The following is an 18,736-nucleotide window of genomic DNA, read 5'->3' as shown; positions in this document are numbered from 1 at the left end:
GGGGCAAGCTCCGTTCATTCGCACCGGGTACCGGTGACGACACATGGCTTTTGCTGAGGAATCTCCAGATCAGGTCCTTATACGGACTGTCGGGTTGTCCAAATCTTTCGGTCCCGTCCAGGTTCTGAAGGATATAGAGATTGCCGTGCGCGCCGGCGAAGTTCACGCCATCATTGGCGAGAACGGCGCTGGCAAATCGACGTTGATGAAACTGCTTGCGGGCAATGAGAAGCCTTCGAGTGGGGAAATCAGGATCGATGGCGAGGCAGTTACGCTGAGCGGACCTGTCGACGCTGAACATCGCGGCATCGTTCTCGTGCATCAGGAAATATTGCTGGCCCCGGATCTGACGGTGGCTCAGAACATCTATCTGGGCCGCGAATTGTGCAAAGGCCCGATGATGGACGACCGCGCCATGCGTGCCGGCGCCCTGAGGGCTATCGCCGATCTCGGCGGTACGATCGATCCCGATGCCGTCGTCGGCAGCTTGTCGATTGCCCAGCGCCAGCTGGTGCAGATAGCCCGCGTTCTGCTCGTGCCGCATCGCGTCGTCATTTTCGACGAGCCGACCGCAAGCCTCACGCCCATTGAAACCGATGCGCTGCTGAACGTTATCAGGGACATAAGGGCAAAGGGCGTGGCCGTGCTCTATATTTCGCACCGCCTGCCGGAGGTGAAGGAGATTGCCGACCGTGTGACCGTTCTGCGCGATGGCAGGTTGGTCGGCTCCCACCCAATATCGGCGCTTGAGCCCGCCGATATGGCGCGGTTGATGGTGGGACGCGATGTCGCCAAGCTCTATCCGGACAGGAACGCCGGCGGCGAGCACGAGCCTGTCTTGCAGGTGGAGCATTTCACCGTTCCCGGTTATGCGCAGGATGCCGGTTTCAGCCTGCGAAAGGGCGAAATCCTCGGTTTTGCGGGTCTCGTCGGCGCGGGCAGAACGGAGCTTATGGAGGGCGTGCTTGGCCTGCGTCCAGGGCGGGGGACGATCCGCCATCTCGGAAAGCCTGTGCATTTTGCAAAGGCGGAAGACAGTCTGAAGGCCGGTATCGTTTATCTGAGCGAGGATCGGAAGGGCAAGGGATTGCTGCTGACGAAGGACTTGCGGGTCAATCTCACACTCGCCTCGCTGAGGAAATTCAGCCGCCTGTTCCAGATCGATATCCGTCGAGAGAAGGCAGCGCTCGATGATGCGGTGCGTGATTTCGATATTCGCACGGGAAGTAAGGACTTGCTCGCGGGCCAGCTGTCCGGCGGTAACCAGCAAAAGCTGCTGCTCGCCAAGATGATGCTGCTCGATCCATCGATCGTCATCATCGACGAGCCAACACGCGGCATCGATATCGGCACCAAGGAACAGATCTACCGTTTCATAGCAAAGCTTGCAGACGAGGGCAGGTCGATCATCGTCGTCTCCTCGGAGATGCCGGAACTGATCGGCATCTGCGACCGCGTCCTTGTAATGCGCTCCGGCAGGATCGTCGGCGAGGTGACGGGGGAACGCATGACCGAAAACGATATCGTGGCGCTTGCGACTGGCGTGCACACGCAGGAATTCGCCTGAGGGCTAATGTCCCGGCAGATTGGCCTGAAGAAAAGACAATTGAGGGGAAATATGACTGAGGCCGCACTTGATAACGGCAAAACGCCGAAGACCTCGAAAGACTGGGACCTGCGCGCCGTTGCGCCCTTTGTGGCGCTGGCTTTGCTGCTGGTTCTCGGCGCCGTCGCCAATCCGAATTTCATCGGCATCGACAATCTGCTGAACGTGGTTACCCGCAGCGCCTTCATCGCCATCATTGCGCTCGGCGCCACCTATGTCATCACATCCGGCGGACTTGATCTCTCCGTCGGCGCGATGGTGGCTTTCGTTGCCAGCCTGATGATCCTGTTCATGAACAGCGGCGTTATTGCCAATCCGCTGGTGATGCTGCTGGCCGCCATGGCGCTGGCTATCGCCATCGGCGCCGCTTGTGGGCTTGCAAACGGCCTCATCACCACCATCGGCCGCATCGAGCCCTTCATCGCCACGCTTGGCACCATGGGCATTTATCGCGGTCTCACCACCTGGCTGTCGCAAGGGGGCGCGATCACACTGCGCAACCCGGAAATCCAGACGCTTTATCGCCCGGTCTATTTCGGCAATGTTATCGGTGTGCCGGTGCCGGTCATCGTCATCTTCGTCACTGCCGCCATCGCCGCTTTCGTGCTTTACCGTACCCGTTACGGCAGGCATCTGACGGCGGTAGGTTCCAGCGAGGATGTGGCGCGTTACTCCGGTATTTCGGTCATTCGCGTCCGCACGATTGCCTATGTGGTTCAGGGTCTTTGCGTCGCCGTTGCCGTCCTGCTTTACGTGCCGCGTCTTGCCTCCACTTCGGCCACTACAGGCATGTTGTGGGAGTTGCAGGCCATCACCGCCGTCGTCGTCGGTGGCACCGCGCTACGGGGCGGGGTGGGGCGCATCTGGGGCACGATTTGCGGCGCCTTCATTCTGGAAATCGTTGGCAACATCATGATCCTGTCGAACTTCGTCAGCGAATATCTGATCGGTGCCATTCAGGGCGCGATCATCATCATCGCCATGCTGGTGCAGCGTTCGCTCAGCCGCAGATAGCCGGACATCGATGAGACATCTGGCCGCGCAATCTGGGGCATGCGCGGTTACAACAGGAGGAACGCCCCGGTCTTGGGAGGAAAGAGACTATGCGTAGAAAATTCATCGGCGTGGCATTTGTCGCGCTGGCTGCCGTTCTTGCGGGTTCTGCCCATGCGCAGGAGAAGAAGGTAACGATCGGCGTATCCATTCCGGCGGCCGACCACGGCTGGACGGCGGGCGTCGTTTACCATGCCGAACGGGTGGCAAAGCTTCTGATGAAGGAGCATCCGGGTCTGAACGTCATCGTCAAGACCTCGCCGGATGCCGCCAATCAGGCAAACGCGCTTCAGGATCTCGCCGTGCAGGGGCTGGACGCACTGGTCGTGCTGCCGTCTGATCCCGATCCGCTCGTCAACGCCATCAAGGAGATCAAGGACAAGGGCACCTTTGTCGCGCTCGTCGACCGCGCGCCGAGCGTCAACGACAATTCGATCCGCGATCTATACGTTGCGGGTAACAATCCGGCACTGGGACAGGTGGCAGGCGAATACATCAAGAAAACCACGCCTGATGCGGAAGTGGTGGTCATTCGCGGTCTGCCGATCCCGATCGACCAGCAGCGCCAGGATGGTTTCGACAAGGGTATTGCCGGCTCCAGCGTCAAGGTTCTCGACCGCCAGTACGGCAACTGGAACCGCGACGACGCCTTCCGCGTGATGCAGGACTACCTGACCAAATACAAGAAGATCGACGTGGTCTGGTGTCAGGACGACGACATGGCGGTTGGCGTGCTGGAGGCAATCCAGCAGGCGAAACGCACCGATATCAAGTATATTGTTGCTGGCGCCGGCTCCAAGGACATGATCAAGCGCGTGATGGACGGCGACAAGCTGGTTCCGGTCGACGTGCTCTATCCGCCAGCGATGGTGGCGACCGCCATGCAGCTGACGGCTGGTCATTTTTACGATCAGGTGCCGGTTGCCGGCGAGTATATTCTCGACGCGACGCTGATCACCAAGGAAAATGCCAAGCAGTTCCACTTCCCGGATTCGCCGTTCTGATAAGCGGTTTCCAGCTATGCAACGCCCGCGGGAAGGCAGGCGTTGCATCCGCACTCCTTCACTCCGGACCAGATCCGGGGTGCAGCGCGATCAAGTCGTTGATCGCGATAGAGTCTTTCATGGCGCTGGCGCGCCGCGGCTCGATGCCGGATTAAATACGGCATGACGAGAGGAAGGTCGGCGGAAACTATACCGCTCCCCCCGCTCTTCATCCATTTTTCCTGAACCACGCCGAGAGATAATCCACGAAGCTGCGCACTTTGGCGGGAAGGTAACGGCGGTGGGGGTAGACGGCATATATGCCGCGGTCTTTGGAAATATAGTCGTCGAACAGGGTCACAAGCTCGCCGGACTGGATGAAGGGTCTTGCAATAAAGTCCGGCACCATGGCGATGCCAAGCCCTGCGCGGGCGGCGCGGAGTGTCGCTTGCGGGCTGTTCACCTCGATCGGTCCACTGATGGTAACGGAGTTCGAGCCGCCATCCGCTTCAAGATAACGCACGGTGTTGTGGAAGCGGGTGTTGGTGTCGATGATGAAGGGCACGCGGGAAAAGTCCTGAGGACCATTGAGCGGGCCGTGTCTGGCGACAAAATCCGCCGTCGCCACTGCATAGACCCGGAAATCGGAGATCTTGCGGGCGATGAGGCCTGAATCTTCCAGCCGCGTAATGCGAATCGCAAGGTCGAATCCTTCCTCGATCAGATCGACGAATCGGTCATCAGCGACGATTTCCAGCGACAGTTCCGGATTTTCCTTGGCGAAATCGATGAGGCTCTGGCCAACATCGGCGTCGATGAAGGTGCGCGGAACGGATATTCTGAGCTTGCCCTTCAGATCGGCATTCTTCTCGCGCACCAGATCGGCGAGGTTGTCGATCTCCTTCAAAATGTCGGAGGCGGTGCGGTAATAGGTATGGCCGGCCTCCGTCAGCGAGAATTGCCGGGTGGTGCGGTTGAGAAGCAGTGCACCGAGATCATCTTCCAGTTCCCGGACATATTTGGACAAAAGCGCCTTGGAACGCCCGGTCTTGCGGGCAGCGGCGGAAAAACCCTCCGCTTCGACAACGTCGATAAAGGCGCGGATGCGGGTGAGCGTGTCCATGAAAATCCTCCGGTTCGTTCCATATAATTGAACGCTGAGGCGTGACTGTTCAACCCGTAAAATGGTTGCCGAAAAAATCCGCTATATGGTGAAAAAATCCTCTTGATTATGACGGCGAATATTCTTATCTCCCGTGCTGCCCAAAGTCGCACGTGCCCATGTGTGTCCGCCGAGTCCTCGATGTGGTGAGGAGTTCGGTAAGGTACCTGGAACTAACCCCTCCAGTCGCTATTCCGGCCAACCGGGAAATGCGAGGACATATGAAGCAACGACGGTGCGGGCCTTTCTGGTTCTCTGCCGGCTTTCCATCAGCCGGGGTACTGAAGAGGCACACCATCATTGCCTGAAGTGCGGTCGGGTCATTCCCTCCAATCGATGGCAGACAAAGCCGAATGATGCTCTGGCAGGGCGTCATTCATATTTGCGCCTTGAGCGTATGCTATCGATTCTGCGCCTCCACCGGCTGATTCGTATGCATATCTCGAGCGTCCTTTGTCCTCCGGATTTTCCGGAGCCGGTTTTATAGGGAATATATCGATGACGACTGCACGCATTCTCGATTTCATCAAGACCCGACGTCCCGAAGGCCCTTGCCTCGTGGTCGACCTCGACGTCGTGCGCGACAATTTCAACGCGTTCCGGCATTCGCTGCCGAACAGCGCGATCTATTATGCGGTCAAGGCAAACCCGGCTCCCGAAATCCTGAAGCTGCTTGCTTCACTCGGCTCCAACTTCGATTGCGCCTCCGTGGCTGAAATCCAGATGGCGCTTGATGCAGGTGCAACGTCCGACCGGATCTCGTTCGGCAACACCATCAAGAAGGAACGCGATGTCGCCCGCGCTTACGCGCTCGGCATCGATCTCTTCGCCGTCGACAGCCATGAGGAAGTCGAGAAGGTTGCCCGTGCCGCTCCTGGCGCGCGCGTCTTCTGCCGCGTGCTGACGGACGGTGAAGGTGCCGAATGGCCGCTGTCGCGCAAGTTCGGCTGCGTACCGCAGATGGCTGTTGATGTTCTGGTCTACGCACATCAGCTGGGCCTCGAGTCCTACGGCGTTTCCTTCCATGTCGGTTCGCAGATGATGAATCTCGACGCATGGGATGCAGCGCTGGGCGATGCCAAGCGCGTTTTCGCTTCGCTGTCCAAGCAGGGCATTCACCTGCAGATGGTCAATATGGGCGGTGGTTTCCCGACCAAGTACCTGCGCGACGTTCCTGCTGCCGAAGAATACGGCCAGGCTATCGACACGGCGCTGCGCAAGCACTTCGGCAACCAGATCCCGAAGACGATCATCGAGCCGGGCCGTGGAATGGTGGGTAACGCTGGCGTCATCAAGGCGGAAGTTGTTCTCGTGTCGCGCAAGTCCGACAACGACAACCATCGCTGGGTGTTCCTCGATATCGGCAAGTTCGGCGGTCTCGCCGAGACGATGGATGAGGCTATCCGCTACCCGATCCGCACCGAGCGCGATCAGGACGAGATGGAGCCTTGCGTTCTGGCCGGTCCGACCTGCGACAGCGCCGACGTGCTGTACGAAAAGAACATGTACCCGTTGCCGGTCTCTCTGACCATCGGTGACGAGGTTCTGATCGAGGGCGCAGGTGCCTATACGACGACCTATTCGGCGGTTGCCTTCAACGGTTTCGAGCCGCTGAAAGCCTACGTCATCTGATCCGAACGCCGCCCGCTGAGTAAGGCGGCGTCTCGAACAAGCTTCCGTTCCGGCTTTGCCGATTGTGCTGTTGCGCAAATCCCTGCTTGCTGCTCCTCTTCCAGCCGAGGAAAGCGTGTCGGCGGGCCGGAACGGCTCCACCAATTTTTGATCAAGGGCCGCGTGTGGGCGGTTGTGTGATGGAGGGCCGAGAGATGGCCGCTCTTCTGAATTCGGTACGTGCATTTTTCACCCCGCAGACATTTCATGTCGATCAGGAAAATCCGGGCGATGTCGTTGCCCGTGAAAACCTGCTTGACCGCGCCATGGGCGCTGGCCGCCGCCGCAAGTCTTCCGAAAAGCTGCGCGCCGGCCGCGTGCCAGCGGAAGGTCTGGCGCTCGTCGCCCGTGACGAGGACGGCCATGTCATCGGCACGGTGCGCCTGTGGAATGTCGAGGCCGGCATTTCGCGCGAAGGCCGCGCTGTCGAAGCGCTGCTGCTTGGCCCGCTTGCGGTTGATGCTGCCCATGAGGGCAAGGGCATCGGTTCGGCGCTGATGCGTGCAGCAATCTCCGAGGCAACCAAACGTGGCCATGGCGGCATTCTTCTGGTCGGCGACGCCGCCTATTATGAGCGTTTCGGCTTTTTTGCCGATAAGGCCCAGCACCTGATCATGCCCGGCCCGTTCGAGCGTAGCCGTTTTCTGGCGCTTGAACTCAAAGCCGGCTGGCTGGAAGGTGCGGCTGGCATGCTGGTCGCAAGCGGCCGCAGGCTCTCTGCCTGAGACGAGCCCTGTCACTGATATGAAACCCCGGCTGATTGCCGGGGTTTTTCTTTCTACCCTGTGGCCTTGCGGACGGCCTTTGATTGCCGATAATTTTCGAACATCTCTTGCGCAGGAGAGTTTGCGGGTATATACCCGAGACAAATGCCAAACGATAGTTGTCACTGCATCCTGCTGCGTAAAGCATCCCGTAAGGTCTCGTCCTATTACGACGAGGCGCTGGCACCGCTTGGCGTCAATATCGGCCAGTTCAGCCTGTTGCGGAACATCAACCGCATGGCGCCGGTGTCGCTTACCGATCTCGCCGCGCGGGTGGAACTGGACCGCTCGACAGTTGGTCGCAATACCAAGGTGCTGGCCCGCATTGGGCTGGTGGCCATCGGCCATGGCGAGGATCAGCGCGAAGCGATGCTGACCGTGACGGAGCAGGGGCAGGAGATCCTGAAAACAGGCGCGCCCCTCTGGGACGGAGTACAGGACGAAATCGAGGCCCGGCTTGGCCCTGAAAAGACCGTTCAATTGCAGGAACTACTCGCAGCCCTGTAATTTTTTGATGATAAAACGGGTATCTGCCCGCAATATAGGGTATATACCCGTAAAATTTCGGCCGCTGGCCGCTGGAAAGGAATTTTGAACATGCTCTCCACACGCCTTGCCAGCTGGATGGCCGACAGAAATATACATTATGGCTGGCTTGTTGCTGCAACCACCTTTTTGACGATGCTGGCAACCGCCGGCGCGATGGGATCGGCCGGGGTGATGATCCAGCCGCTTCATCAGGAGTTCGGCTGGGATATTGCCGATATTTCATCTGCCATGGCGGTCAGGCTGGTGCTCTTCGGCCTGCTCGGGCCTTTTGCCGCTGCCTTCATGAACCATTTCGGTATTCGGCAGGTCGTGTCGACGGCCCTTGCGCTGATCATGGGCGGCATCGTCGCTTCGTTCTTCATGACTGAGGTGTGGCAGCTGTTGCTGCTATGGGGCGTGGTGATCGGTGTTGGCACCGGCATGACGGCACTGGTGCTGGGCGCGACCGTGGCGTCGCGCTGGTTTTCGAAGCGTCGGGGACTGGTGATCGGCCTGATGACGGCCAGTAACGCCACCGGCCAGCTGGTTTTTCTGCCTTTGCTCGCGGCACTGACGGAGGCCTATGGCTGGCGCACCGCGCTGACGCTATCCGTTGCGGTGATTGCGATCGCCATGATTCTCGTGCTGCTCTTGATGCGTGACCATCCCGCCGATGTCGGCCTGCCAGCCTATGGCGAGACGGTGGTGGTAAAACCGCCGAAGCAGGACCACAAGTTTCTTGCAACACTGGCATCCCCTATACTGACGTTGAAGAGCGTGTCCGGAAACCCGGTTTTCTGGGTGCTTTTCGGCACGTTCTTCGTCTGTGGACTTTCCACCAACGGCCTTATCCAGACACACTGGATTTCCATCTGCGGTGATTTCGGCATGGCGGCGGTCACGGCGGCCGGCACACTGGCGGTGATCGGCATTTTCGATTTCTTCGGCACCATCTTCGCCGGCTGGCTTTCCGACCGTTTCGACAACCGCTTCCTGCTCTTCTGGTTTTACGGTCTGCGCGGGCTGTCCCTGATCTATCTCTCCTTCTCGGGCTTCAGCTTCGTGGAGCTTTCGGTCTTCGCCGTATTTTACGGGCTGGACTGGGTGGCAACCGTGCCGCCAACGGTGAAGCTTGCCGCTGAGAGTTTCGGCCGCGAAAAGGCGGGCCTGGTTTTCGGCTGGGTGTTTGCCGGGCATCAGTTGGGGGCCGCCACCGCTGCCTTTGGCGCAGGTTTCTTCAAGAGCGACTTCGACACTTACATGCCCGCGCTGCAGATTGCCGGTGTGATGTGCATGATCGCTGCTGTCTCGGTGCTGCTTCTCAAAAAGCCGGGTTCCGCGACTTTGGCACCGCAGGCCGCCTGAGATTGCAAAGGAGAAGGCTTGTGAAAGCAGGCCGACTTCCGACTGCCGAGCCCGCTATTTTGACCGTTGTCATGGCTATCTGTTGCGTAATTATCACAGCATGCGGCGGCTAGCTGCCCTGGCTTATCGTTCGCCTTTCGGTTTGATCCATCTCAATCCGTTCACCTCTCCCTTGGCGATAGTGGCCGTAGCGGCTGCGGCAAGCGAGGATTCGCGAAGGCCCGCCGCCATCAGCCGGTTTCCCGGGCTTGCCCGGCTGCGGCGCGCGATAGGAGAGATGGAATGACGAACAGGAACAAAAAGACCGCCTTGCTTGCCAGTGTTACGGTGAGCGTCGCGGCGATGCTGATGTCGGCCAACGCGATGGCGGCAGATCTGGCCCCGCCGGCACCAGCCCCCACCGCTGAAGAGGCGATTGCGGCGGCGAGCCCATGGATGCTGCGCGTGCGTGGTCTCGGGGTCATCACCCATGACAGCGGCAGCGTTGACGGTGTGCCGGGTGCGGGTCTCTCCTATTCGGATACGGTCATTCCTGAACTCGACATCAGCTATTTCTTCACCCCGAATATCGCTGCCGAACTCATCCTTGGCACCACATACGCCAAGATCAACGGCGAGGGTGTGCTGGCCGGTACGCCGGTGGGCAAGACGTGGTTGCTGCCGCCGACGCTGACCCTGCAATATCACTTTACCGATTTCGGCGCCTTCAAGCCCTATATCGGCGCGGGCGTGAACTATTCGATGTTCTACAACCAGTCCGAAAAACCCGGCTTCAGCAATCTTGATGTCAAGAACAAGTTCGGCGCGGCCGTGCAGGTGGGTTTCGACTATATGCTGGACGAGCATTGGGGCGTGAACTTCGACGTGAAGAAGATTTTCCTGAAGACCGACTGGACCGCAGAACTCGGCGGCACGCCAATCAGCGGCAAAGCGAAACTCGATCCCTGGTTGATCGGTGCGGGTATCACCTATCGCTTCTGACCTTGGCCTAGGTTCCGGCGCCGCCTTTGACGGGCGGCGTTTTCTGAGCTATACGGACGGCCACGGGCAGAAGAGCCCCGGCCGTCCGCAGGCGTTTGCGCCCCTGGTGAAGCTCTTTTTGGAATGACGGTCATCCCCATGTTTTGCATGTCGTCGATGGCAACGCGGACCCCTTCGGAAAAATACGGCATGCGCATGTTGGAGAACCGTTATGAACGTGTCCAAACCGCTTCCCGCGCTTGAGGGACTGAAAGAGCAGGCAAAACGGCTGCGCGCCGCCCTTGAAGGGCAGGGGCAGACAATCACCCATTCAAAGGCGCTGGAACTCATCGCTGCGCAATATGGCTTCCGCGACTGGAACACCCTGTATGCCACGGCGGGAAACCGTCCCGCATTCAATCCTTATCTTCTGGGTTCGCGGGTGGAAGGCCTCTATCTCGGCCAGCCCTTCGTAGCCTCCGTTCTGGGCGTGCAAACGCTAGGCGGCGACCCGGAACGCTACCGGCTGACCTTGCATCTCGACGATCCCGTGGATGTGGTGACCTTCGAAAGCTTCTCGGCTTTCAGGCAGCGTATCCACTGCAATATCGATACGTCCGGACGTACGGTGGAGAAAACCTCCAACGGTAGGCCACAGGTTGAGCTGGTCTGGTAGTCCGAGCACCCGCCGAGAGGCGGGTGTCTCCTTGTCTGTCGTAAGATCCTAAATCCGCTTCCCCGCTGCATCAAACAGATGGAAGTCCTTCGTCTGGGCGGCAATCCGCAGGTTTTCGCCGATGCCAAGCTGCGAACGGCCGGGAACGCGGAAGACGATGGTGGTGCCGTCTGTGAAGGAGCCGTGCACGTAGCTTTCCGCGCCCACCAATTCCACGGCGTCCACCCGCACGGTGCCGGTGAAAGCGGCATCGGGAGCTTCTGTCTCCGCGAGCGTGATGTCTTCCGGGCGGATGCCAAGTGTGGCAGCGGTTTGCGGCAGCGCACCTGATCCATTCACCGACCATCCGGATGCGCCGTTAGCCGATGGGGTGCCGTAGGGCAGGAGGTTCATGGAGGGCGAACCGATGAAGGTAGCGACGAAGGTGGTGGCCGGTTTTTCGTAAAGCTCGATAGGTGTGCCGATCTGCTCGATGCGGCCGGCATTCAGCACCACGAGGCGGTCGGCTAGCGTCATAGCTTCCATCTGATCATGGGTTACGTAGACGCTGGTGGTGGCGAGCGAGCGTTGCAGGCGGCGGATTTCGACGCGCATCTGCACGCGCAGCTTGGCATCGAGGTTGGACAGCGGCTCATCGAACAGGAATGCGGCGGGCTTGCGCACGATGGCACGGCCCATGGCCACGCGCTGGCGCTGGCCACCCGAGAGCTGGCGCGGCCTGCGCTCCAGGTATTGTTCGATTTCCAGTGCCTTGGCCGCCTCGGTGATACGCCGGTCGATCTCGTCCTTCGGCGTGTTGCGGTTCTTGAGGCCATAGGCGAGGTTCTGCCGCACCGTCATATGCGGGTAAAGCGCGTAGTTCTGGAACACCATGGCAATATCACGGTCTGACGGTTCGAGATCGTTGACGACTCGGTCGCCGATGACGATCTCACCGCCCGATATGCTTTCCAGCCCGGCGATCATGCGCAGCAATGTTGATTTTCCGCAGCCGGAGGGGCCGACCAATACGATCATCTCGCCATCGGCTATATCCATCGATACGCCCTTGATAGCGTCGACATTGCCGCCGTAAACCTTGCGGACGTCTTTCAGCGCAATTTTTGCCATTACTTCTCGGTCTCCACCAAACCTTTGACGAACCAGCGCTGCATCAGCACCACAACGATAATCGGGGGGATGATGGCGAGGATCGCCGTCACCATCACATAATTCCAGGGCGTCGAAGCGTCGGTGAAATCCACCATGCGCTTGAGGCCGATGATGATCGTGTTCATCTTGGCGTCGTTGGTCACGAGCAGCGGCCAGAGATACTGGGTCCAGCCATAGATGAACAGGATCACGAAGAGAGCGGCGATATTGGTTTTCGACAGCGGCAGCAGAATATCGCGCATGAAGCGGAACGGCCCTGCATTGTCGATGCGCGCCGCCTCGACCATTTCACCGGGAATGGTCAGAAAAAACTGCCGGAACAGGAACGTCGCCGTCGCGGATGCCATCAGCGGCAAGGTCAGTCCCGCATAGGTATCGATAAGCCCCAGGTCGACGATGACCTTGTAGGTGGGCAGGATGCGCACCTCCACCGGCAGCATGAGCGTGATGAAGATCATCCAGAAGAAACCCATGCGGAAGGGAAAACGGAAAAACACGATTGCGAAAGCTGACAGGAACGAAATGACGATCTTGCCGATGGCAATGGCGAGCGCCACCACAAAGCTGTTGAACAGCAGCCGTTCAAGGCTGACGCCAACCACTCTTTCGACGCCGCCGACCATGGCGTCTGTATAGTTTTCACCAAGATGGTCGCCGGGCAGCAGCGACATCGGTGGGCGGATGATGTCATTCGACGTCATGGATGACGCGATGAAGGTGTAGTAGATCGGGAAGGCCACGATGATGATGCCGAGAACAAGCATCAGATGGGCGATCACGCGGGCGACCGGGCGATTTTCAATCATCAGGAAATCCTCAGCCGTAATGCACGCGCTTCTCGACGAAGCGGAACTGGAAGGCGGTCAGCGCAATGACGATCACCATCAGGATGACGGATTGCGCGGCGGAAGAGCCGAGGTTCAGGTTTACGAAGCCATCATTGTATACCTTGTAGACCAGTGTTTCCGTCGCCTTGGCAGGGCCGCCGCCGGTAACTGCGTGGATGATGCCGAACGTATCGAAGAAGGCATAGACCGTGTTGACGACCAGCAGGAAGAAGGTCGTCGGCGCCAGCAGCGGGAAAACGATGGTCCAGAAGCGCCGCGAGCCGCGTGCGCCGTCAATGGAGGCCGCCTCCAGCAATGATTTCGGAATTGCCTGCAAGCCTGCGACAAAAAACAGGAAATTATAGCTGATCTGCTTCCATGCGGCGGCTGCGACCACGAGCAGCATGGCCTGATTGCCGTTGAGCAGCGGGTCCCACATAATGCCGTTGCGGCGCAGGATGTAGGAGAAAGTTCCCATGGCCGGATTGAACATGAACAGCCACAGCATGCCAGCAACGGCGGGTGCCACAGCATAGGGCATGATCATCATGGTGCGGTAAAAACCTTTGCCGCGCACCACGCGGTCTGCCGCCGTTGCCAGAAGCAATGCCAGCCCCATCGAGACGAGTGCGGTCAGGACGCTGAAAATGACCGTGACGTGCAGCGCGTTCAGATAGCTTTCATCCGAAAGTACGGCGGAAAAATTGGCCAGCCCGACGAAATTGCTGTTCAGCCCGAAGGCATCCTCGCGCATGGTCGACTGGTAGAGCGCCTGACTTGCCGGCCAGAAGAAAAAGATCACCGTCAGGATGATCTGTGGCGCGACCAGCAGATAGGGCAGGATCTTGTTGGGGAATACGACGCTTTGCACGGCGATCTCCTGATGAAATGGGAATACCGCCCGCACCGGGTAAGGATGCGGGCGGGGGCAGGGATCGTTTAGTTGCCGGTGGCCTGCTTGATGGCCGCATCACCGCGCGTGACAATCTTGTCGAGTGCGGATTTCGCGTCCTGCTTGCCGGCCAGCATCGCCTCGAACTCTTCGTTCATGATGTCGCGGACCTGCGGCAGGTTCACGAGGCGCACGCCCTTGGAGTTTTCTGTCGGTGGCTTGCCCATCATCTGCAGAAGCGGCGTTTCGCGGCCGGGATTCTTGTCATAGAAGCCGGATTTCTTGGTTTCCTCATAGGCCGCGATCGTTACCGGCATGTATCCAGAGACCTGATGCAGACGAGACTGGATCTTGGTCTGGGAAAGGAAATGGAAGAACTCGGCCACACCTTTATATTCGGCATCGCTCTTGCCGCCGAAGACCCAGAGGCTCGCGCCGCCGGGAATGGTGTTCTGCGGACCATGACCCTCGTAGTAGGGAAGCTGGCCGATACCGTAATTCATGCCGGTCTTGATGATGTCGCCAAGGCCGCCGGAGGATTCGGTAAGGATGCCGCATTCGCCGGACATGAACAGCTGCTTGGCTTCCGAAGTGCGCCCGCCGTAACGGAAGGTGCCGTCTTTCGCAAGGTCGGCAATGGCCTGGAAGTGTTCGACGAAGAGCGGCGCGTTGACGGCAAGCTTCACATCGGTGCCGCCCAGCCCGTTTTCATTGCTGCCATAGGAAACGTTGTTCCATGCGGCAAAGTTTTCGGTTTGGATCCAGGTCAACCATGTTGAGGTGAAGCCGCATTGGGCAGCGCCGCTTGTCTTGATCTTCTTGGCGGCTTCGAAAACCTCCGGCCAGGTCTTCGGCGGATTTGCCGGGTCAAGGCCTGCCTTCTGGAAGGTATCCTTGTTGTAATAGAGGATCGGCGAGGACGAATTATAGGGGAAGGACAGCATGGTGCCGTCAGGCTTGGAATAATAGGCGACGATGCCGGCCAGATATTCGTCCTTGTTGAAGGTATAGCCGCCTTCCTTCAATACTTCCGCCACCGGTTTGATTGCGCCGGCAGCACCCATCATCACGCCTGAACCGGCGTCGAACACCTGAATGATCGCCGGCGGCTGCTTGGCGCGGAAGGCCGCAATACCGGCATTCAGGGTTTCCGGATAGGTGCCCTTGAAGACGGGCATGATCTTGTAGTTTGTCTGGCTTTCGTTGAACTCTTTCGCGAGCGCGTCCACGACCTCGTTATTGGCGCCGGTCATGGCATGCCACCACTGGATTTCCGTCGCGGCGAATGCGTTCGATGTGACAAAAAACGAAAGCGCAGATGCCGCAGCAAGACGGTAGCTGAGTTTTTTCAAGGCGATTCCTCCCATTTTAAAAACAGTAAAAGATACAGCCCCTTATTGCAGCCTATCCTCCTCGATATGGCTGCGGGCGAGCTTTTCTGTATTAGCGGCCTGATTTAAAGCGAACTCTAATGAAAATGCAATAGACGGTGGAACGAAAAAAACGAAAGTGAACGAAACGGTTTTATTATTCCATTTTGGGTCCGCTTTGGTTTTTTCGTGTGCTTGCGGGCATGGTTCGCGACGGGATACCGGAAGCGGCTTTCCGAGGCCATGTTCACGAGGAATTTCTCAAAGGAGTATTGATATGTTATTACATTACGTATTAAGTCTCTCCAAGATTTGCTGCTTGAAGGTGCGGATGTGTTCGGAATGAAGGGGAAGAAGGCGGTTGCACCAGAAGACGTCTCGTCCGTCACCCCATCCACCGGAACGGTGCCTGTCACACTGCTTACCGGCTTTCTGGGCGCGGGCAAGACCACGCTTCTGAACGAGCTTCTGAGCGAACCGGAAATGCGTGGTGCCGCCGTCATCGTCAACGAATTCGGTTCGGTGCCCATGGATCACGGCCTGGTCCGCACCGGATCGGAGCGTTATTTCAGGACCACGACCGGCTGCATCTGTTGCACCGCCACCAGCGATATCCGCACCTCGCTTTACGAGTTGTATCAGGCCTTTCTGGAAGGGGTGGTGCCGGAAATATCGCGTGTCGTCATCGAAACCACCGGCCTTGCCGATCCTGCGCCGATCATCAACAGCCTGATTCCCGGCGGTACGCCTGCCGCGGGCCTGCGCGATCATATCGTCGCCCGCCACTTTCATCTCTCAGGCGTCGTTGCCGCTTTCGACGTTACCTCCGGCCAGGCGATGCTCGACAGTTTCATCGAGGGCTGGAAACAGCTTGCCTTTGCCGATCACATTGTTTTGACCAAAACCGATCTCACTGACGGGGCGGCGATGGGCTGTGAGAGCCTCTCCGATCTCAATCCTGCCGCGCGCCTGCATGACCGCAATGCGCGCGACTTCAATCTGATGTCGCTGTTTGCGCCAGCGGATTATTCGTTGCGTAACAAGCCGGAAGACGTGACGGGCTGGCTTGCCGCCGACAGGCTGAGCCTGCATGCCGCGCACGGGCACGATATCAACCGTCATGGTGCCGGGGTAGAGGCGTTCGATTTGACGTTCGATGGCGCTTTCGATCCGCAGGCGATCGTTACCTTTCTCGAACTCGTCACCAGCAACGTGCATTCCGGTCTGCTGCGGCTCAAGGGAGTTTTCGGTGCGACGGATGATCTGAACCGTCCAGTGGTCGCCCATGCCGTGCAGCACCGGCTTTATCCGCTGAGCCGTCTGGAAAGCTGGCCGGATGGCAACCGTGCAACCCGTGTTGTCCTCATTGGCATGGATATGCCGCAGCAGCCGATCCGCGATCTCTTCGAGGCATTGGCCTCGCAGGCAGCAAGAAAGGTTTCCCGATGACGGCAAGAGCAAATCCGCTTGCACGCAGCGGCTCTGCGATAGTCTCTCAGGCCCGTCTTCTGAAACACTGGACGCGGGAGCTGCTTGCCCTCCGCGAGGACGAGATCGTTTCCGTCAACGAGATTGCCTGCGTGCAGCCGGATTGCCCACCGAAGGAAACGGTAATCCTCGTTTTGTCCGCATCCGGCAAAACCCGGCAATTCTCAATTCACCAGGCGCTGCTGGATATAGAGCGTGATGATATCGTCAGAGCCGTCGCCGCCAATCCGCCGTAAGGCCATCTGTATCGAACGCCATGGCGCTTGACGACAGGTGTCGTCATCCGGCACTTCAGGAGCAGCGGGATTCGCTAAATCTGAAGGGTACGGAATGGCCGATCTGGCGGTACATGCGGGTTTGTTTCTGACGGCTTTTGTCGCGGCAACCATCCTGCCCATGCAGTCGGAGGCCGCACTTGCCGGCCTGATCCTTTTGAAGTCCCAGCCGGTCTGGCTGCTGGTTACTGTTGCCAGCGCCGGCAATGTCGCCGGATCCCTCGCCAACTGGCTGCTCGGCCGTGGCATCGAACGCTTCCGGCATCGGCGGTGGTTTCCTGTTGGGGAAGCCGCGCTGCAACGTGCCCAGAACTGGTACAGGCGTTACGGCAAGTGGTCGCTGCTGCTCAGCTGGGCGCCGCTGATCGGCGATCCGCTGACGGTTGCGGCCGGCATCATGAAGGAGCCGCTGCCGGTTTTTCTTCTGCTTGTTACCATTGCCAAGGTTGGGCGTTATCTTGTGCTGACGCTGGTGACGCTGAATTTTCTTTGAATTGCGTTGCCGAGACCTTCTCCCCGGCGGGGAGAAGGCGAAAGAGGCATCCGCTCGTCTAAAATGCCGGAGTTGAGAACCAATCAAGCCGCCTTCCGGTCCCAGCTGGCGAAGGGGTCGGGCAGGTGTCGCCATGCGTCCGGGGTGAAGGCATCTGTGTCGATCAGACACGCATCGAGCTGCGCTCGGATGCGCGCTTCGCTCATGGGATCGGAACCGATGAAGACGATTTCCTGCCGGCGGTCGCCAAAGACCGGGTCGAGATAGGGCTTCATCATGTCGAGGAACTGCTGCTCGCGCGGCCATTGCTCGCTCGGCACGGCGGACCACCAAAGGCCCATTTTGCCGGTGCGCACCAGTGCGCCAGCCTGGCTTATCTCCCCGACATAAGCCGGCCGCGTGGCCAGCCAGAAGAAGCCTTTGGCACGCACCACACCCGGCCAGGCGCGGTCGATAAAACGTTGGAACAGCACGGGATCGAACGGCTTCTTGGCGCGGTAGACGAAGGAGCGGATGCCATATTCCTCGGTCTCGGGAATGTGGTCCTTGAAACCGTGCAACTCCTTGAACCACAGCGGGTGTTCTTCGGCCTTGGCGAAATCGAAGCGGCCGGTGCCCAGCACCTCCTTCAGTTCCACCTTGCCGAAATCGGCTTCGATGAGTTTTGCATCCGGGTTCAGCCCGACGATGATTTTGCGGGCGGCGTCACGCTCATCCGGCGTGGCAGTGCCGATCTTGTTGAGGACAACGACATCGGCAAATTCGATCTGCTCGACCAGAAGGTCGACGATAGTGCGGTTGTCCCCTTCACCCGCCGTCTCACCACGGTCGGCAAGAAAGTCGGAGGAACCGTAGTCGTTTAGAAGATTGGCGGCATCCACCACCGTCACCATCGTGTCCAGATGCGCGACATCGGAAAGGCTGCGACCGTTTTCATCGCGAAAATCGAAAGTGGCGGCCACCGGCAGCGGCTCGGCGATGCCGGTGGATTCGATCAGCAGATAATCGAACCGGCCCTGCTCGGCGAGCGCGCGTACCTCATTCAGAAGGTCGTCGCGCAGCGTGCAACAGATGCAGCCATTGGTCATTTCCACAAGCTGTTCCTCGGTACGCGAAAGATTGGCGCCGCCATCGCGTACAAGTGCCGCATCGATATTGATCTCGCTCATGTCGTTGACGATCAACGCGACCCGCAGACCGTCGCGGTTGGCGAGAATATGGTTGAGAAGCGTCGTCTTTCCGGCACCAAGAAAGCCGGAGAGGACAGTGACGGGAAGTTTTTTCGACATGCGGGCCTCGTTTTATTAGCGGTGGTAGCGTGGCAGTCATCGTCGTCACGACTTGCGGTTTGGGAACGACGGGGCTGGTGGCTACATCGCTTGTTGTTTGTAACGTAATAACATTAGATGGGCGCAGCGTGTCAACTGGCTTTAGAAAAATTGCTTGCCGGATGCTTCCTTCGGCTTGTCCC

Annotated in this window: 18 protein-coding genes; 12 read left to right on the top strand and 6 right to left on the bottom strand. The window is 58.9% G+C overall.

Annotated features, from left to right (window positions below):
* Positions 1-43: 43 nt before the first annotated feature.
* The 3 genes from CRP02_RS04735 to CRP02_RS04725 all read left to right on the top strand — a co-directional run bounded on the left by CRP02_RS04735 (position 44) and on the right by CRP02_RS04725 (position 3,663).
* Positions 44-1,567 (top strand): sugar ABC transporter ATP-binding protein, encoded by a 1,524-nt coding sequence (locus tag CRP02_RS04735; protein ID WP_003510667.1) that lies wholly within the window; start codon positions 44-46, stop codon positions 1,565-1,567.
* A 51-nt stretch (positions 1,568-1,618) separates the two neighbouring features.
* Positions 1,619-2,620 carry an ABC transporter permease gene (locus CRP02_RS04730; protein WP_097170413.1) on the top strand — a complete coding sequence of 334 codons (1,002 nt, stop codon included), beginning with the start codon at positions 1,619-1,621 and terminating at the stop codon, positions 2,618-2,620.
* 89 nt (positions 2,621-2,709) lie between these two features.
* A complete protein-coding gene (locus CRP02_RS04725) occupies positions 2,710-3,663 on the top strand; it encodes a substrate-binding domain-containing protein (RefSeq protein ID WP_097100219.1) in 954 nt (317 codons plus the stop codon).
* Between the two features lie 208 nt (positions 3,664-3,871).
* Here the strand turns inward: CRP02_RS04725 and CRP02_RS04720 are convergent, their stop codons facing one another.
* Positions 3,872-4,765, bottom strand: a complete 894-nt coding sequence (locus CRP02_RS04720) for a LysR family transcriptional regulator (protein WP_003510664.1) — start codon at positions 4,763-4,765, stop codon at positions 3,872-3,874.
* A gap of 537 nt (positions 4,766-5,302) precedes the next feature.
* Between CRP02_RS04720 and odc2 the strand changes: the two genes are divergently transcribed.
* From odc2 to CRP02_RS04690, 6 genes are all read left to right on the top strand, one after another.
* The gene (gene odc2 / locus CRP02_RS04715; RefSeq protein WP_003510663.1) at positions 5,303-6,436 is read left to right on the top strand and encodes an ornithine/lysine decarboxylase; all 1,134 of its coding nucleotides are present in this window, start codon (positions 5,303-5,305) and stop codon (positions 6,434-6,436) included.
* Positions 6,437-6,630: 194 nt separating this feature from the next.
* On the top strand, positions 6,631-7,200 hold the full coding sequence (locus CRP02_RS04710) for a GNAT family N-acetyltransferase (protein WP_013761478.1): 570 nt from the start codon (positions 6,631-6,633) through the stop codon (positions 7,198-7,200).
* Between the two features lie 144 nt (positions 7,201-7,344).
* A complete protein-coding gene (locus CRP02_RS04705; RefSeq protein WP_097170412.1) occupies positions 7,345-7,746 on the top strand; it encodes a MarR family winged helix-turn-helix transcriptional regulator in 402 nt (133 codons plus the stop codon).
* Positions 7,747-7,836: 90 nt separating this feature from the next.
* Entirely contained in the window at positions 7,837-9,132 is a 1,296-nt protein-coding gene (locus CRP02_RS04700; RefSeq protein WP_013761455.1) for an MFS transporter, read from the top strand.
* Positions 9,133-9,414: 282 nt separating this feature from the next.
* Positions 9,415-10,113 (top strand): OmpW/AlkL family protein, encoded by a 699-nt coding sequence (locus CRP02_RS04695; RefSeq protein WP_003510654.1) that lies wholly within the window; start codon positions 9,415-9,417, stop codon positions 10,111-10,113.
* A 211-nt stretch (positions 10,114-10,324) separates the two neighbouring features.
* Complete coding sequence (locus tag CRP02_RS04690) at positions 10,325-10,768, top strand: glyoxalase superfamily protein (protein WP_097170411.1); 444 nt, start codon at positions 10,325-10,327, stop codon at positions 10,766-10,768.
* Between the two features lie 48 nt (positions 10,769-10,816).
* On the opposite strand, the gene CRP02_RS04685 is transcribed toward CRP02_RS04690, so the two are convergent.
* The 4 genes from CRP02_RS04685 to ugpB all read right to left on the bottom strand — a co-directional run bounded on the left by CRP02_RS04685 (position 10,817) and on the right by ugpB (position 14,997).
* Positions 10,817-11,878, bottom strand: coding sequence for a sn-glycerol-3-phosphate import ATP-binding protein UgpC (locus CRP02_RS04685; RefSeq protein WP_097170410.1), 1,062 nt, complete (start codon positions 11,876-11,878; stop codon positions 10,817-10,819).
* Positions 11,878-12,726, bottom strand: a complete 849-nt coding sequence (gene ugpE / locus CRP02_RS04680) for a sn-glycerol-3-phosphate ABC transporter permease UgpE (protein WP_003510648.1) — start codon at positions 12,724-12,726, stop codon at positions 11,878-11,880. Before ugpE ends, CRP02_RS04685 begins: the two co-directional genes overlap by 1 nt.
* A 10-nt stretch (positions 12,727-12,736) precedes the next feature.
* A complete protein-coding gene (gene ugpA / locus CRP02_RS04675) occupies positions 12,737-13,618 on the bottom strand; it encodes a sn-glycerol-3-phosphate ABC transporter permease UgpA (RefSeq protein ID WP_003510646.1) in 882 nt (293 codons plus the stop codon).
* A 68-nt stretch (positions 13,619-13,686) separates the two neighbouring features.
* On the bottom strand, positions 13,687-14,997 hold the full coding sequence (ugpB, locus tag CRP02_RS04670) for a sn-glycerol-3-phosphate ABC transporter substrate-binding protein UgpB (protein WP_174003735.1): 1,311 nt from the start codon (positions 14,995-14,997) through the stop codon (positions 13,687-13,689).
* A gap of 354 nt (positions 14,998-15,351) precedes the next feature.
* On the opposite strand from ugpB, the gene CRP02_RS04665 reads away from it, so the two are divergent.
* The 3 genes from CRP02_RS04665 to CRP02_RS04655 all read left to right on the top strand — a co-directional run bounded on the left by CRP02_RS04665 (position 15,352) and on the right by CRP02_RS04655 (position 17,265).
* Positions 15,352-16,458, top strand: coding sequence for a CobW family GTP-binding protein (locus tag CRP02_RS04665; RefSeq protein WP_179783939.1), 1,107 nt, complete (start codon positions 15,352-15,354; stop codon positions 16,456-16,458).
* Complete coding sequence (locus CRP02_RS04660; protein WP_065659474.1) at positions 16,455-16,733, top strand: hypothetical protein; 279 nt, start codon at positions 16,455-16,457, stop codon at positions 16,731-16,733. The genes CRP02_RS04665 and CRP02_RS04660 overlap by 4 nt, the downstream gene beginning before the upstream one ends.
* 94 nt (positions 16,734-16,827) lie before the next feature.
* Complete coding sequence (locus CRP02_RS04655) at positions 16,828-17,265, top strand: YqaA family protein (protein WP_097170408.1); 438 nt, start codon at positions 16,828-16,830, stop codon at positions 17,263-17,265.
* Positions 17,266-17,348: 83 nt separating this feature from the next.
* On the opposite strand, the gene zigA is transcribed toward CRP02_RS04655, so the two are convergent.
* Positions 17,349-18,554, bottom strand: coding sequence for a zinc metallochaperone GTPase ZigA (zigA, locus tag CRP02_RS04650; protein ID WP_097170407.1), 1,206 nt, complete (start codon positions 18,552-18,554; stop codon positions 17,349-17,351).
* Between the last annotated feature and the right edge of the window lie 182 nt (positions 18,555-18,736).

The organism is Rhizobium sp. AN5, from assembly GCF_900215255.1.
GTDB lineage: Bacteria > Pseudomonadota > Alphaproteobacteria > Rhizobiales > Rhizobiaceae > Agrobacterium > Agrobacterium tumefaciens.
The sequence above is the reverse complement of the archived record's forward strand: the minus strand, read 5'-3'. Positions and strand labels throughout refer to the sequence as shown.

What these genes read in the sequence shown, in the direction of transcription:
- CRP02_RS04735 (WP_003510667.1), top strand. Translation starts at nt 44, where the DNA reads ATGGCTTTTGCTGAGGAATCTCCAGATCAGGTCCTTATACGGACTGTC.
- CRP02_RS04730 (WP_097170413.1), top strand. Translation starts at nt 1,619, where the DNA reads ATGACTGAGGCCGCACTTGATAACGGCAAAACGCCGAAGACCTCGAAA.
- CRP02_RS04725 (WP_097100219.1), top strand. Translation starts at nt 2,710, where the DNA reads ATGCGTAGAAAATTCATCGGCGTGGCATTTGTCGCGCTGGCTGCCGTT.
- CRP02_RS04720 (WP_003510664.1), bottom strand. Translation starts at nt 4,765, where the DNA reads ATGGACACGCTCACCCGCATCCGCGCCTTTATCGACGTTGTCGAAGCG.
- odc2 (WP_003510663.1), top strand. Translation starts at nt 5,303, where the DNA reads ATGACGACTGCACGCATTCTCGATTTCATCAAGACCCGACGTCCCGAA.
- CRP02_RS04710 (WP_013761478.1), top strand. Translation starts at nt 6,631, where the DNA reads ATGGCCGCTCTTCTGAATTCGGTACGTGCATTTTTCACCCCGCAGACA.
- CRP02_RS04705 (WP_097170412.1), top strand. Translation starts at nt 7,345, where the DNA reads ATGCCAAACGATAGTTGTCACTGCATCCTGCTGCGTAAAGCATCCCGT.
- CRP02_RS04700 (WP_013761455.1), top strand. Translation starts at nt 7,837, where the DNA reads ATGCTCTCCACACGCCTTGCCAGCTGGATGGCCGACAGAAATATACAT.
- CRP02_RS04695 (WP_003510654.1), top strand. Translation starts at nt 9,415, where the DNA reads ATGACGAACAGGAACAAAAAGACCGCCTTGCTTGCCAGTGTTACGGTG.
- CRP02_RS04690 (WP_097170411.1), top strand. Translation starts at nt 10,325, where the DNA reads ATGAACGTGTCCAAACCGCTTCCCGCGCTTGAGGGACTGAAAGAGCAG.
- CRP02_RS04685 (WP_097170410.1), bottom strand. Translation starts at nt 11,878, where the DNA reads ATGGCAAAAATTGCGCTGAAAGACGTCCGCAAGGTTTACGGCGGCAAT.
- ugpE (WP_003510648.1), bottom strand. Translation starts at nt 12,726, where the DNA reads ATGATTGAAAATCGCCCGGTCGCCCGCGTGATCGCCCATCTGATGCTT.
- CRP02_RS04665 (WP_179783939.1), top strand. Translation starts at nt 15,352, where the DNA reads ATGAAGGGGAAGAAGGCGGTTGCACCAGAAGACGTCTCGTCCGTCACC.
- CRP02_RS04660 (WP_065659474.1), top strand. Translation starts at nt 16,455, where the DNA reads ATGACGGCAAGAGCAAATCCGCTTGCACGCAGCGGCTCTGCGATAGTC.
- CRP02_RS04655 (WP_097170408.1), top strand. Translation starts at nt 16,828, where the DNA reads ATGGCCGATCTGGCGGTACATGCGGGTTTGTTTCTGACGGCTTTTGTC.
- zigA (WP_097170407.1), bottom strand. Translation starts at nt 18,554, where the DNA reads ATGTCGAAAAAACTTCCCGTCACTGTCCTCTCCGGCTTTCTTGGTGCC.